The organism is Mesorhizobium sp. Cs1299R1N1 (genome assembly GCF_037179655.1).
Classification (GTDB): domain Bacteria; phylum Pseudomonadota; class Alphaproteobacteria; order Rhizobiales; family Rhizobiaceae; genus Mesorhizobium; species Mesorhizobium salmacidum.
In genome coordinates this window covers 47,927-59,999 of the sequence record NZ_JAPYKR010000013.1, presented here as the reverse complement: position 1 = coordinate 59,999, position 12,073 = coordinate 47,927, and the positions used below count along the sequence as shown (strand labels likewise).

The following is a 12,073-nucleotide window of genomic DNA, read 5'->3' as shown; positions in this document are numbered from 1 at the left end:
CACCGCCAATTCGCGATCCAGAATGTCAGAAACGTGGCAAGGGTGCCACCGGCTCATCCAGGCAAGGGCACCGTCAATCCGACCTTGACGCGGTCCATGGCGACGAAGGTGCGGAACTTCCGCACATTGTTGCTGCCGAAGAACAGTTTTCGCGTCAGCGCCTCGTAGGCGCCCATGTCGGCCACGGTGATGATGAGGATGAAGTCGCTTTCGCCGGTGACATAATAGCATTGCTGCACTTGCGGCTCCGCCGAGAATTGCCGCTTGGCCGCATCGATCAGTTCGGTGCGTTCGCTTTCCAACTCGACCTCGACGAAGATGGTGATGGGCTGACCGAGGGCCGCCGGCTCCACAATGGCGACATTGCCGGCGATGACACCGGTCTGCTCCATGCGCTTGATGCGGCGCTGCACCGCCGGTGCCGACAGGTTCACCGCCTCGCCGATCAGCCGCTGCGGCGTCGTGTTGTCCCGCTGCAAAATGGCAAGGATAGCAAGATCGAAGCTGTCGAGTGAGGGTGGCGGCTGAGGCACTGGCGCATCCTGACGAAAGAAACTTGCATTCTAGGTGCCGAATTACAGCGCCTTTTGCGCATGTCCTGCAATATCTTCTCTCAGACGACGCCGAGGAGAGACCGTCAATGTTCCTGCCCAATCGAAACGCCTTGCATGCCCGACCGCTGGACGCGGCCGATGCCGAAATCCTCGGCATCGGCGGGGCGGACACGGTCGAGCGTTTCCTTGCCCGCCGCGACAATCATCTGACGACGCCGCTGCACGCGCTACCGGCGCTGGCTGGCGAACTCGGTCTCGCTGCCTTGCATGTCAAGGATGAGGGCTTTCGTCTCGGCCTCGGCAGCTTCAAGGCGTTGGGCGGCGCCTATGCGGTCTTCCGCCTGGTCCTGGAAGAGGCCAGCAAGCGGCTCGGCCGCCCCGTCGATGTCGGCGATCTCGATCGGCCCGAAGTCCGGTCGGTTGCAGCGACCATGACGGTTGCATGCGCCACCGACGGCAATCATGGCCGCTCCGTCGCGCAAGGCGCCGAGCTCGTCGGTGCCAAGGCGGTGATCTTTGTCCATGCCGGCGTCAGCGACGAGCGCGTCGCGGCCATCGCCCGCTATGGGGCCGAGATGATCCGCGTCGACGGCAATTACGACGATTCGATCAGGCAGGCGGCGCGCATCGCCGCGGAGAAAGGCTGGACGGTGGTTTCCGATACCTCATGGCCGGGCTACGAACGCATTCCGGGCCTTGTCATGCAGGGTTACACGGCGATCGTGCGCGAGGCGCTGCGCGAGCTCTCCGAACCGCCGACCCATGTCTTCGTGCAGGCCGGCGTCGGCGGCATCGCGGCCGCGATCGCCGGCCATCTCGCCATCGTGCTCGGCGAAGCCAGACCGGTTTTCACGGTGGTCGAACCCGCCCGTGCCGCCTGCGTCTTCGGCGCCGCCAAGGCGGGGCATCCGGTCAAGATCGCGCATGGCGAGGCGACGGTCATGGCGATGCTCGAATGCTACGAGGCGTCGCCGGTCGCCTGGCGGGTGCTGGCACGCGCCGCCGATGCCTTCATGACCGTCGACGAGGACGACGCCGTCGCGGTCATGCGTCGGCTGGCACGCCCGGCCGGAAACGATCCGGCCATCGTCGCCGGTGAAAGCGGCGGGGTCGGTCTTGCCGGGCTGATCCGCGCGATGGCCGATCACAAGGCCGAGCTTGGCCTCGACGCCACTTCGCGCGTGCTGGTCGTCAACACCGAAGGCGCGACCGATCCTTGCCGCTATGCCGAACTCGTCGGCATGAATCCGGAGGATGTGCTTGCCGGCAAGGTGTTTTCTGAAGCAAAGCCATGACCTCGCTTGACGCACAAAGACTGCTTGGCCGCATCCGCGACGCGCAGATGATGCCGCGCCTTGCGCCCGCGGCGATGATTTTCATGCCGAGCGCCGGCGGCATCAGCCACAATCCGCGCGAACATACCGCCGATGCCGAGCTTGTCGCCGGCGCCAACATTCTGCTTGATGTCGTCACCCGCCTTGCTGATCAGGAGATATCAGGCAATGGCTGAAATCGATCGCGATGCGCTGAAGCTGGAGATGACCGGATGGCGGCGCGATCTGCACGCGCATCCCGAATTCGGCTTCGAGGAGAAGCGCACGGCGGCCTTCGTCGCGGCCAAGCTGCGCGAATTCGGCCTGGACGATGTCGCCGAGGGTGTCGGCGGCACCGGCGTCGTCGGCACTTTGAAGCGTGGCAGCGGCAACCGTGCCATCGCGCTGCGGGCCGACATGGATGCGCTGCGCATATCGGAGCAATCGACCGCGCCATACCGCTCCGGCAATCCCGGTCTCATGCATGCCTGCGGCCATGACGGCCACACGGCGATGCTGCTGGGTGCGGCCAAGCTTCTGGCTGGGGAGGGCGGTTTCGACGGCACCGTGCGCTTCATCTTCCAGCCGGCGGAGGAATGGGGAAAAGGCGCGTTGGCGATGCTCGACGATGGCCTGATGCAGCGCTTTCCCTTCGACGAGATATTCGGCCTGCACAACATGCCGGGCCTGCCCGTCGGGCATTTCGAAACCCGCGCCGGTCCGGTCATGTCGGCCGAGGATATTTTCGAGATCGTCCTCAGGGGATTGGGCGGCCACGCTGCTCGGCCGCATTCGGGTCAGGAAACGCTGGTTGCCGCCTGTGCGCTGGTCACCAACCTGCAGACCATCGTCTCCCGACGGCTGAGCCCGGCCGACATTTCCGTGGTTTCGGTGACCGAACTGATCACCGACGGCACCCGCAACGCACTGCCGGGCCTTGCCCGCATCCTTGGCGACGCGCGCAGTTTCCGCCCCGAGGTCAGCGCCGAAATCGAACGCCAGATGCGCATTGTCGCCGAAGGTATCGCTGCCGCCTACAATGTCAGCGCCGAGGTCAACTACACCAGGGAATTCGTGCCTTTGCGAAACGATGCCGAACTGGTCGATGCGGCCTTCGCAGCCGCCGGGACCGTTTTCGAGCCCGGCAATATCGCGGTCGCCCGCGAGCCGATGACGGCGTCGGAGGATTTCGCCCGCTTCCTCGACCACGTGCCGGGCTGCTTCGTCTTCCTCGGCAACGGCGAAGCCTCGTCACCGCTTCACAATTCCAGCTACGACTTCAACGATGACGGGCTGTTGTTCGGCGTCAATTTCCATGTCGCCATTGCCAGGCAGCGGCTTGGGACTTGAACCTCCGTGGGCTTTTCGCGGCACTTTACGGGGGGAAAAACGCCCGGGAAAGGTTGAAATCCCTGATCTCGCATGACGCAACGGCAAGACTCAGCTAGCCTACCTGGCGCGGCGGACCTGATATCCGCCTGGCCGGCGCTATCAGATTACCTCCCAAGCGGCGCCGGCCTTCTTCCCTGCGCTAAATTAGCTTTCGTTAAATTTAGAATGCTCGCGCTTGGCGGGCCACGAACCGCCAAGTTCCGCCTCGATCGCCTCGAGGAATGCATCACGGCAATGCCTGAGGGCGATGCCGTAATCGTCTGGCGCAGGGCACCATTCACTGGCCGGCAATGCCATTGTTCACGACAGGAATTGCGAGGTCTTGGTCCGCTCCAGTCGCCTTAGTCGGCGGCAGTTTGTTGTCGCAAGCCGAGAGAGCCAAGGCCACCAGCGCGAGGATCAGTACCAGCTTTTTCATCGCTACTTCCTCCACCCCCAAAACGACGCGGTGTCGGTTTGGTTGCGCGATGGCACCGAGGGAACAAAATCCGCTGCCTCAGGTTGACCCAGCGAAGGAGGACCGCCGCATGATCCGTTTGCTCCTGGTTGGCACGTTGGCCTTTGTTACTTACCGTCTCGCCCGCAAGATGATCGATGAGGTACCCGACAGTGTCGATCCTCTCTTGCTGCCGGCGCCCGCGAACGACCGCGAGGCATTGCGCCGGCAATCGGCGTCGATGGGCGTTGACCCGAAACGCTGACCCTCTCGTTCCGCCGAATTGGCGGAGCTGCTTCCCTGTTGCGAACAAAGCGGAAACGATGCTTGATGGGCGATGAACCTCGCTGCCCATGATTCGACCTTTTTGGACTCGACCGTCCAGCCGGCCTATCTCGCCCGGCTAAACGACGCCCAACGCCAGGCCGTCGAACATGGCGACGGCAAGATTGCAGGCCCGCTGCTGGTCATCGCCGGCGCCGGCTCCGGCAAGACCAACACCCTGGCGCACCGCGTCGCCCATCTGATCGTCAAGGGAGCCGACCCGCGCCGCATCCTGCTGATGACGTTTTCGCGGCGCGCCGCATCCGAAATGGCCAGGCGCGTCGAGCGCATCGCCGGCGAGGTGCTAGGCCGCGATGCCGCCGTGATCACGGATGCGCTGACCTGGGCCGGCACTTTTCATGGCATCGGTGCGCGGCTGCTGCGCGATTATGCACTGGAGATCGGCCTCGATCCGGCCTTCACCATCCATGATCGCGAGGATTCCGCCGATCTGATGAATCTCGTGCGCCACGAACTCGGCTTCTCCAGGACGGAAGCGCGCTTTCCGACCAAAGGCACCTGCCTTGCCATCTATTCGCGCGCCGTCAACGCGCAGGTGCCGCTCGGTGAGGTGCTGGGGTCTGCTTTCCCCTGGTGCGCCGGCTGGGCCGAGCAGCTCAAGCAGCTGTTTGCCGGCTATGTCGAGGCCAAGCAGGCGCAGAACGTGCTCGATTACGACGATCTGCTGCTCTACTGGGCGCAGATGACCGCCGAGCCTGAAATCGCAGCGCATCTTGGCGGGCGTTTCGACCATGTGTTGGTCGACGAATACCAGGATACCAATCGGCTGCAGGCGTCGATTCTGCTTGCGCTGAAACCCGACGGCGCCGGCCTGACGGTGGTCGGTGACGACGCACAGTCGATCTATTCGTTCCGCGCCGCCGAAGTGCGCAACATCCTCGACTTCCCCAGGCAGTTCGCCCAGACCGCCGATGTGGTGATGCTGGAGCGCAATTACCGCTCGACCGAGACCATTCTGGCGGCCGCCAATGCGGTCATCGGCGAAGCTTCGGAGCGCTTCACCAAGAACCTGTGGTCGGAACGCAAATCCGCCGACAAGCCAAGACTTGTGACCGTGCGTGACGAAGTCGAGCAGGCCAATTTCGTCTGCGACACCATCCTGGCGGAGCGCGAGGCTGGCACCGCGCTGAAGTCGCAGGCGGTGCTGTTTCGTGCCTCGCACCACAGCGGACCGCTGGAAATCGAACTCACGCGGCGCAACATTCCCTACGTCAAATTCGGTGGCCTGAAATTCCTCGACGCAGCCCACGTCAAGGACGTGCTGGCGGTACTGCGCTTCGCCGAAAACCCACGTGACCGTGTCGCCGGGTTTCGCGTGCTGCAGCTTTTGCCGGGCATAGGCCCTTCCGCCGCCGCGCAAATCGTCGAAGCGATGACGTCGGCGTTGGACGAGGCGATGGGCCTGGCCGGCTGGCGTCCGCCGCAGCGCGCCGCCGACGATTGGCCGGGTTTTGTCTCGCTTTATTCCGGCTTGCGAGCTGGCGCCAAATGGCCAGCCGACCTCGAACAGGTCAGGCTGTGGTACGAACCGCATCTGGAACGCATCCACGAGGATGCGATCACGCGCCGGGCGGACCTGTTGCAGCTCGAGCAGATCGGCTCGGGCTATGCCTCGCGCGAACGCTTCCTGACCGAGCTGACGCTCGATCCGCCGGACGCGACCAGCGATCAGGCCGGGCCGCCGCATCGCGACGAGGACTATCTGATCCTGTCCACCATCCACTCGGCCAAGGGCCAGGAGTGGAAGAACGTCTTCGTGCTCAACACGGTCGATGGCTGCATTCCGGCCGATCTCGGCGTCGGCACCAAGGAGGACATCGAGGAAGAGCGCCGGCTGCTCTACGTGGCGATGACACGAGCCAAGGACAGCCTCAACCTGGTCATGCCGCAGCGCTTCTTTCCGCACGGCCAGGCGGCGCGCGGCGACCGTCATCTCTATGCCTCGCGCACCCGTTTCATCCCGGCCTCCATTCTTGCCGCGTTCCAGCAGCTTTCGTGGCCGGCCGCGCAAGCGGCGCAGGGCAGGGGGCCTCGGCCGGAGGTGCGCGTCGACATCGGCGCCCGCATGCGCGGCATGTGGAAATAGCCGAGGCCATGTCGCAGCCGCCGATCAGGATCGCCATATCAGGCGCGCTCGGCCGCATGGGACGCCAGATGGCGGATGCGGTGCGGGCCGATGCGCGCCTGGCGCTTGCCGCCCGCTTTCACCGCCCGGGCAGTGTCGGTGATGGGCTGGTGAGCCGCGACGAGGCGCTTGCCGTGGCCGATGTTGTCATCGACTTCACCACGCCGGCCGCCTCCGCCGACCTGGCCAGCTTCTGTGCGGAGCGCGGTGGACCAGCGCTGGTAATTGGCTCGACGGGTTTCGATGCCGCCGAACTGGCCACCATCGCCGCCGCCGCGAAAACCGTCGCCATTGTGCGGTCCGGAAGCTTCTCGCTCGGGCTCAACATGTTGGTCGGATTGGTCGGGCGGGCAGCGCGGGCGCTTGGCCCGCAAGACTGGGATGCCGAGATTTTCGAGGCGCATCATCGCCACAAGGTCGACGCTCCATCGGGCACGGCGCTGATGCTGGGGCAAGCCGTTGCCGGCGGACGCGGCGTCGAACTGGACGCGGTTGCCAGGCGCGTCCGCGATGGCGTCACCGGCACGCGGCCGGCGGGCGAGATCGGCTTCGCGGTGGCGCGCGGCGGCAGCATCATCGGCGAGCACAGCGTCAGCTTCTGCGCCGAGGGCGAAACCGTCACCGTGTCGCATGCGGGTGGCGACCGCATCATGTTCGCGCGGGGCGCCATCGCCGCGGCACTCTGGGTGGCGGGCCGCGCTCCCGGCGAGTACGACATGCGCGACGTGTTGGGGATGAGCGCTCGGGCGTGACGCTGCGAACCAATTTTTTGCCTCGCGGTTGAAAGCCAGCTGAAAGCTTGGGCATGCCATGACAGTTTTGCGGTGTCACCGCATGTCCGGCCCACGACGGTCGGCGAGGGAGGAATGCGGCGCGGCTTCATAGCGCGTCGCCCAAATGGAGGAAGTTTTGTGACCGGTTTCATCTCGAAGTGTGCCTTGCGCACCGCCGCCTTGACGCTTGCCATCACCGCCACGGGCGCCACAGTGGCATCGGCGGCCGACGAAAAGATTTCCATCATGGTGGGTGGCTATGAAAAGCAGATCTATCTGCCCGCCAAGCTCACCGAAGCCCTGGGCTACTTCAAGGACGAGGGCCTCGACGTCGAGTTGCTGAACGAACCGGCCGGCGTCGATGCCGAAAACGAGATGCTGGCTGGAGCCGTGCAAGGCGTTGTCGGCTTCTACGATCATTGCATCGACCTTCAGGCCAAAGGCAAATTCGTCGAGTCCGTTGTCCAGTTTAGCCAGGCGCCCGGCGAGGTCGAACTGGTTTCGACGAAGCATCCCGAAATCAAGTCGCCGGCCGATTTCAAGGGCATGAATCTTGGTGTCACCGGCCTCGGCTCGTCGACAAACTTCCTGACCGAATACCTTGCCGTGAAGAATGGCCTGAAGCTGGGTGAATTCACCTCAATCCCCGTCGGCGCCGGCGATACGTTCATTGCCGCGATGCAACAGGACAAGATCCAAGCGGGTATGACGACCGAGCCGACCATCACCCGGCTGCTCAAGACGGGTGAAGCCAAAGTCCTTATCGACATGCGTACGATAGAAGGCACCAAAGCCGCGCTCGGCGGCACATACCCGGCCGCCTCTCTTTACATGCAGACAGATTGGGTCGAGGCCCACAAGGATGTGGTGCAGAAGCTGGCCAATGCGTTCGTCAAGACACAGAAATTCATCAATAGCCATAGCGGCGCTGAAATCGCCGACAAGATGCCGAAGGACTACTATGTCGGCGACAAGGAAGGTTATGTGAAGGCCCTCAATGCCGGCAAGGCGATGTTCACCGCCGATGGCATAATGCCCGAGGGTGGCCCCGAGACGGTGCTGACTGTGCTGTCGGCCTTCAAGAAGGAACTGCAAGGCAAGCAGATCGACCTGTCGAAGACCTACACGACGGAATTCGTCAAGAACGCGAAGTAACCCGTCTGCCGGCGCGATGCACCGCATCGTGCCGGCAATCGTCTGGTTTTCATGTCCAGCGGCCCTGGCCGATGGCGGTTCTTCGTTCGAACCCGGAGTTAGCCCAGCATGGCACAAGAAAAAAGCGCACCGGCAATTGAGCTGATCAATGTCAGCCGCCGCTTCCTGTCACCAACCGGCAAGTCGCTGACCGCGATCCGTGATTTCACCATGACCGTAGAGCGGGGCGAATTCGTCGCCGTCGTCGGCCCGACCGGCTGCGGAAAGTCCACCACCCTCAACCTCGTCACCGGATTGGCGAGCCCAAGCGCGGGCGAGGTCCGGGTCATGGGCGCACCCGTCAAGGGCATCGATTCCCGCATCGGCTTCGTCTTTCAAAGCGACGCGCTGTTTCCATGGCGCACAGTGATCGAGAACGTCATGGCTGGGCCGCTCTTCCGTGGCAGGGCCAAGGCAGAAGCGATGGCGGCTGCGCGCGACTGGCTTGCGCGCGTCGGCCTGGGGCGCTTCGAACATCACTATCCGCACCAGCTCTCCGGCGGCATGCGCAAGCGCGTGGCACTGGCGCAGACCTTCATCAATGGCCCCGAGATCCTGCTGATGGACGAGCCGTTTTCCGCGCTCGACGTGCAGACGCGTGTTCTCATGCACGAGGAATTGCTGCGTCTTTGGTCCGAAGCCAAGGCCTCGGTCGTTTTCGTTACCCATGACCTGGAAGAAGCAATAGCGCTGGCCGACAAAGTCTATGTGCTGACCGCTGGGCCGGCTACGGTGAAGTCGGTCTACACCATCGACCTGCCGCGCCCGCGCGTCGTCGCCGACATCCGCTACGAGCAAAGCTTCATCGATTATTCGCGCACCATCTGGGCCGATCTCAAGGAAGAGGTCGAGACCAGCTATGCCCGCGCTGCCGCGTGAGGGAGGATACAATGACCGATGCCACCATCGACATCAGAGCAGGAAGCTTCAGGCCAGGAACCTCGGACGCCGAAATAGAAGCCGCCGCCGCCAAGGCTGCGCAGCATCGCCGCCGCACAGTGATCTTCTGGCGATACGCCATCCTCATCGTCTTCCTCGCCACCTGGGAAATCGCCGGGCGCAAGGCCTTGATCGATCCGTTCTTCTACGCCACGCCAAGTGCGATCGTGCAGAGGCTCTATGAATGGACGACGGAAGGCACGTCCGAAGGGCCTCTCTGGTACCATCTCTATGTCACGATGGAGGAGTCCGTCCTGGGCTTCGTCACAGGCTCGGTTGCCGGCATCATCATCGGCGTCGCGCTTGGCCGCAACCGCATGGCCGCCGACATCTTTTCCATCTACATCAAGGTGATCAACTCCATCCCTCGCGTGGTGCTGGCGCCGATCTTCATCATGATCCTCGGCCTTGGCCTTGCTTCGAAAGTGGCGCTGGCCTTCATAATGGTGTTCTTCGTCGTCTTCCACAACGCTTTCCAGGGCGTGCGCGAGGCCGACCGGGCGATGATCGCCAATGCCCGCATCCTCGGCGCCTCCGACTGGCAGCTGACCCGTTCGGTGATCGTGCCGTCGGCTATGAGCTGGATCTTCGCCAGCCTGCACGTCAGCTTCGGCTTCGCCATCATCGGCGCCATCGTCGGCGAGTTCGTCGGCTCACGCTACGGTATCGGGCTCTTGATCAACATCGCCAAGGGTTCCTTCGATGCCGCAGGCATGTATGCGGCGATCGTCATCATCATGGTGGTGGCGCTGGGCGCGGAATATCTGATGACCATGGTCGAGAACCGGCTGGCGAAATGGCGTCCGCAGCCACTGCACGAGACGCAGTAAGCAGATCCAACCGGGCAGTACCCTTAGCCGCCGGCCAATGGCAGGCGCACCTCGACCACCAGGCCGCCGGCCGCGCCATCCGCAAGGGTGATGCGGCCGCCGGCATTTTCCACCACCTCGCGCACGATGGCGAGTCCGAGGCCGCTGCCTTCGTCGGCCGCGCCGGCCAGCCGGTAGAAGCGCTCGAAGACATGGTCGCGCTCATCGGCGGGTATGCCTGGCCCGTCGTCGGTGACCGTCAGCACGGCCTCGCCATCGGCGGCGGCGAGTTTTACTGTGACGCTGCCGCCTGCCGGTGTGTAGCGCAGCGCGTTGTCGACCAGATTGACGATCATCTCCCGCAGCATCGTGCCGTCACCGATGACCTGCACGGCGCCGGTCTCATCGAGCCCAAGATCGATGTTGCGATCGATGGCCCTCGGCGCATGCGTTTCCAGCACTTGGCGCGCGGCTTGGGTCAGGTCGATGCGGTCGGCGCGCGGTCGCCGGCTGCCTGGTTCAGCACGCGATAAGGTCAGGAGCTGTTCGGCCAGTCGAGCCAATCGGGCGGAGCTTGCCTGCATGGCGACAAGCGCTTCGCGGCGCGCATCGACGGCGGTTTCGCGCAGCGCGTAGCTCGCTTGCGTCGACAACAGCGCCAGTGGCGTGCGCAGTTGATGCGCGGCATTGGCGATGAAACGGCGCTGCGCCGCCATCTGCGCCCGCACCCGTTCCATATAGGCGTTGAGCGCATCGACCAGCGGCCGGATTTCGCTCTGCGCACCGGCGACTTCGATGGGATCGAGTTCGCTGCGTTTCGGTGACCGCACTGCGTCGCGCAGCCTGATGAGTGGCGCCAACCCTCGCCGCAGGCCGAGCAGCACGAAGACACCGGCAATCGCCACCAGCGTCAGTTGCTGTGTGAAGGCGCTGAACCAGAGATGTCGCACCATCGCGTCGTGGCCGAAAAGCGTGACGCCAACGGTGACCGATATCGGTGAGTCTTCGCTGGCGCCGACCACCGCGTGTGTAAACGTCAGCAGCCGCAGCGCCTGGTCGCGATAGGTCGCTTCCATACTGGGGTGTCCGGGCGTCTTGGGCAGCCCGGGATAGCCAGTCAACAGCCGCCCACCCGCGGTCTCGACACCATAGTAGACTCTGTCGCGGTCGCCGGTGTCGAACATCTCGAGCGCTGCCGGCGGCACCGTGGCGTTGATCACTCCGTCGGTCATTGCGACCTGCTCGGCGATCATCCGTGCCGACCCGACCAGCATGCGGTCGGTGACCAGATCGGCGGTTGCCAAGGCATTGCCGTGGCTGGTCCACAGATTGATCGTGACAAGCCCCACCAGCGGCAGCACCACCCAGGCCAGCAATTGCAGGCGAAGACTGTTAATCCTCATGGCGCCAGGTCATCGTGGCGCAAGAGATAACCGAGGCCACGCAAAGTGGTGATCTGGACCCGCGAGCCTTCAAGCTTCTTGCGCACACGGTGCACATAGATCTCGATGGCGCTTGGATCGGCGTCGGTCTCGAAGTCATAGATCGCCGCGGACAAGGCGGCCTTGCTCACGGTGCGTCCCGCCTTGATCATCAACTGCTCGAGCACGGCATGTTCGCGCGGCGTCAATGCCAGCGTCTCGCCGCCGAGCGAAAACAGCCTGGTGTTGGTGTCGAAGATGAGGTCGCCGCAGGCAACGACCGGTGCCGTCCGGTCATTGGCGCGACGCAGTTGGACGCGGATGCGTGCTTCGAGCTCCTCGATCTGGAAGGGCTTCGGCAGATAGTCGTCGGCGCCTTCGTTGAGGCCTTTGACCCGGCCATCGAGGCTGGCATTGGCAGTCAGTACGATCACCGGCACCCGGTTGCCGCGTGTTCGCAGCATACGCAGCACTTCCAGTCCACCCATGCGAGGCAGCGCAAGATCGAGAATGACAAGCGCGTGGTTGCCGGCGGCGAGCGCATGCTCGACATCCTCGCCGTCATGGACGATGTCGACGACATAATTCGCCTGGCGCAAGGTCTTGCCTAGCCAGTCCGCCAGTTCGCGATTGTCCTCCACAAGCAGCAATCGCATGTCTATTGCCGTTCCAGCATCCGCCCACTTTTGGTCTCAAAGGCCGCCTCGGGCTCGATTGGCGGCCCATTCGGCAATCGGACCCGAAATGATCGATAGTCTCGATCGCAACGCAA

Annotated in this window: 12 protein-coding genes and 1 pseudogene; 9 read left to right on the top strand and 4 right to left on the bottom strand. The window is 63.8% G+C overall.

What is annotated here, in order from left to right:
- Positions 1 to 53 precede the first annotated feature (53 nt).
- The gene (locus O7A70_RS25810; RefSeq protein ID WP_337142905.1) at positions 54 to 533 is read right to left on the bottom strand and encodes an Lrp/AsnC family transcriptional regulator; all 480 of its coding nucleotides are present in this window, start codon (positions 531 to 533) and stop codon (positions 54 to 56) included.
- Between the two features lie 107 nt (positions 534 to 640).
- Here O7A70_RS25810 and O7A70_RS25805 point away from each other — a divergent pair, with 107 nt between their 5' ends.
- From O7A70_RS25805 to O7A70_RS25795, 3 genes and pseudogenes are all read left to right on the top strand, one after another.
- Positions 641 to 1,849: a diaminopropionate ammonia-lyase gene (locus O7A70_RS25805; RefSeq protein ID WP_337142904.1), complete on the top strand. Its 1,209-nt coding sequence runs from the start codon at positions 641 to 643 to the stop codon at positions 1,847 to 1,849.
- 26 nt (positions 1,850 to 1,875) lie between these two features.
- A pseudogene (locus O7A70_RS25800) lies at positions 1,876 to 2,064 on the top strand (Zn-dependent hydrolase); the annotation flags it as partial.
- Complete coding sequence (locus O7A70_RS25795; protein WP_337142903.1) at positions 2,057 to 3,217, top strand: M20 aminoacylase family protein; 1,161 nt, start codon at positions 2,057 to 2,059, stop codon at positions 3,215 to 3,217. The pseudogene O7A70_RS25800 and the gene O7A70_RS25795, both read left to right, overlap by 8 nt.
- Positions 3,218 to 3,536: 319 nt before the next feature.
- On the opposite strand, the gene O7A70_RS25790 is transcribed toward O7A70_RS25795, so the two are convergent.
- On the bottom strand, positions 3,537 to 3,677 hold the full coding sequence (locus O7A70_RS25790) for a hypothetical protein (protein WP_337142902.1): 141 nt from the start codon (positions 3,675 to 3,677) through the stop codon (positions 3,537 to 3,539).
- A gap of 109 nt (positions 3,678 to 3,786) precedes the next feature.
- On the opposite strand from O7A70_RS25790, the gene O7A70_RS25785 reads away from it, so the two are divergent.
- From O7A70_RS25785 to O7A70_RS25760, 6 genes are all read left to right on the top strand, one after another.
- Positions 3,787 to 3,960 (top strand): hypothetical protein, encoded by a 174-nt coding sequence (locus tag O7A70_RS25785; RefSeq protein WP_015318449.1) that lies wholly within the window; start codon positions 3,787 to 3,789, stop codon positions 3,958 to 3,960.
- 72 nt (positions 3,961 to 4,032) lie between these two features.
- Entirely contained in the window at positions 4,033 to 6,126 is a 2,094-nt protein-coding gene (locus O7A70_RS25780) for an ATP-dependent helicase (protein ID WP_337142901.1), read from the top strand.
- A gap of 8 nt (positions 6,127 to 6,134) precedes the next feature.
- Positions 6,135 to 6,917 carry a 4-hydroxy-tetrahydrodipicolinate reductase gene (gene dapB, locus O7A70_RS25775; RefSeq protein ID WP_337142900.1) on the top strand — a complete coding sequence of 261 codons (783 nt, stop codon included), beginning with the start codon at positions 6,135 to 6,137 and terminating at the stop codon, positions 6,915 to 6,917.
- A gap of 171 nt (positions 6,918 to 7,088) precedes the next feature.
- Positions 7,089 to 8,093 (top strand): ABC transporter substrate-binding protein, encoded by a 1,005-nt coding sequence (locus O7A70_RS25770; protein ID WP_337143005.1) that lies wholly within the window; start codon positions 7,089 to 7,091, stop codon positions 8,091 to 8,093.
- 108 nt (positions 8,094 to 8,201) lie between these two features.
- On the top strand, positions 8,202 to 9,011 hold the full coding sequence (locus O7A70_RS25765; protein WP_337142899.1) for an ABC transporter ATP-binding protein: 810 nt from the start codon (positions 8,202 to 8,204) through the stop codon (positions 9,009 to 9,011).
- A gap of 11 nt (positions 9,012 to 9,022) precedes the next feature.
- Positions 9,023 to 9,901 (top strand): ABC transporter permease, encoded by an 879-nt coding sequence (locus O7A70_RS25760; RefSeq protein WP_337142898.1) that lies wholly within the window; start codon positions 9,023 to 9,025, stop codon positions 9,899 to 9,901.
- 23 nt (positions 9,902 to 9,924) lie between these two features.
- Here the strand turns inward: O7A70_RS25760 and O7A70_RS25755 are convergent, their stop codons facing one another.
- Positions 9,925 to 11,283, bottom strand: coding sequence for a sensor histidine kinase (locus O7A70_RS25755; protein ID WP_337142897.1), 1,359 nt, complete (start codon positions 11,281 to 11,283; stop codon positions 9,925 to 9,927).
- Positions 11,280 to 11,957 carry a response regulator gene (locus O7A70_RS25750; RefSeq protein ID WP_337142896.1) on the bottom strand — a complete coding sequence of 226 codons (678 nt, stop codon included), beginning with the start codon at positions 11,955 to 11,957 and terminating at the stop codon, positions 11,280 to 11,282. Before O7A70_RS25750 ends, O7A70_RS25755 begins: the two co-directional genes overlap by 4 nt.
- Positions 11,958 to 12,073: the final 116 nt, after the last annotated feature.

Excerpts from the sequence above, each read along its gene's own strand:
- O7A70_RS25780 (WP_337142901.1), top strand. The coding sequence starts at position 4,033 with ATGAACCTCGCTGCCCATGATTCGACCTTTTTGGACTCGACCGTCCAG.
- O7A70_RS25790 (WP_337142902.1), bottom strand. The coding sequence starts at position 3,677 with ATGAAAAAGCTGGTACTGATCCTCGCGCTGGTGGCCTTGGCTCTCTCG.
- O7A70_RS25785 (WP_015318449.1), top strand. The coding sequence starts at position 3,787 with ATGATCCGTTTGCTCCTGGTTGGCACGTTGGCCTTTGTTACTTACCGT.
- O7A70_RS25795 (WP_337142903.1), top strand. The coding sequence starts at position 2,057 with ATGGCTGAAATCGATCGCGATGCGCTGAAGCTGGAGATGACCGGATGG.
- O7A70_RS25805 (WP_337142904.1), top strand. The coding sequence starts at position 641 with ATGTTCCTGCCCAATCGAAACGCCTTGCATGCCCGACCGCTGGACGCG.
- dapB (WP_337142900.1), top strand. The coding sequence starts at position 6,135 with ATGTCGCAGCCGCCGATCAGGATCGCCATATCAGGCGCGCTCGGCCGC.
- O7A70_RS25760 (WP_337142898.1), top strand. The coding sequence starts at position 9,023 with ATGACCGATGCCACCATCGACATCAGAGCAGGAAGCTTCAGGCCAGGA.
- O7A70_RS25765 (WP_337142899.1), top strand. The coding sequence starts at position 8,202 with ATGGCACAAGAAAAAAGCGCACCGGCAATTGAGCTGATCAATGTCAGC.
- O7A70_RS25755 (WP_337142897.1), bottom strand. The coding sequence starts at position 11,283 with ATGAGGATTAACAGTCTTCGCCTGCAATTGCTGGCCTGGGTGGTGCTG.
- O7A70_RS25750 (WP_337142896.1), bottom strand. The coding sequence starts at position 11,957 with ATGCGATTGCTGCTTGTGGAGGACAATCGCGAACTGGCGGACTGGCTA.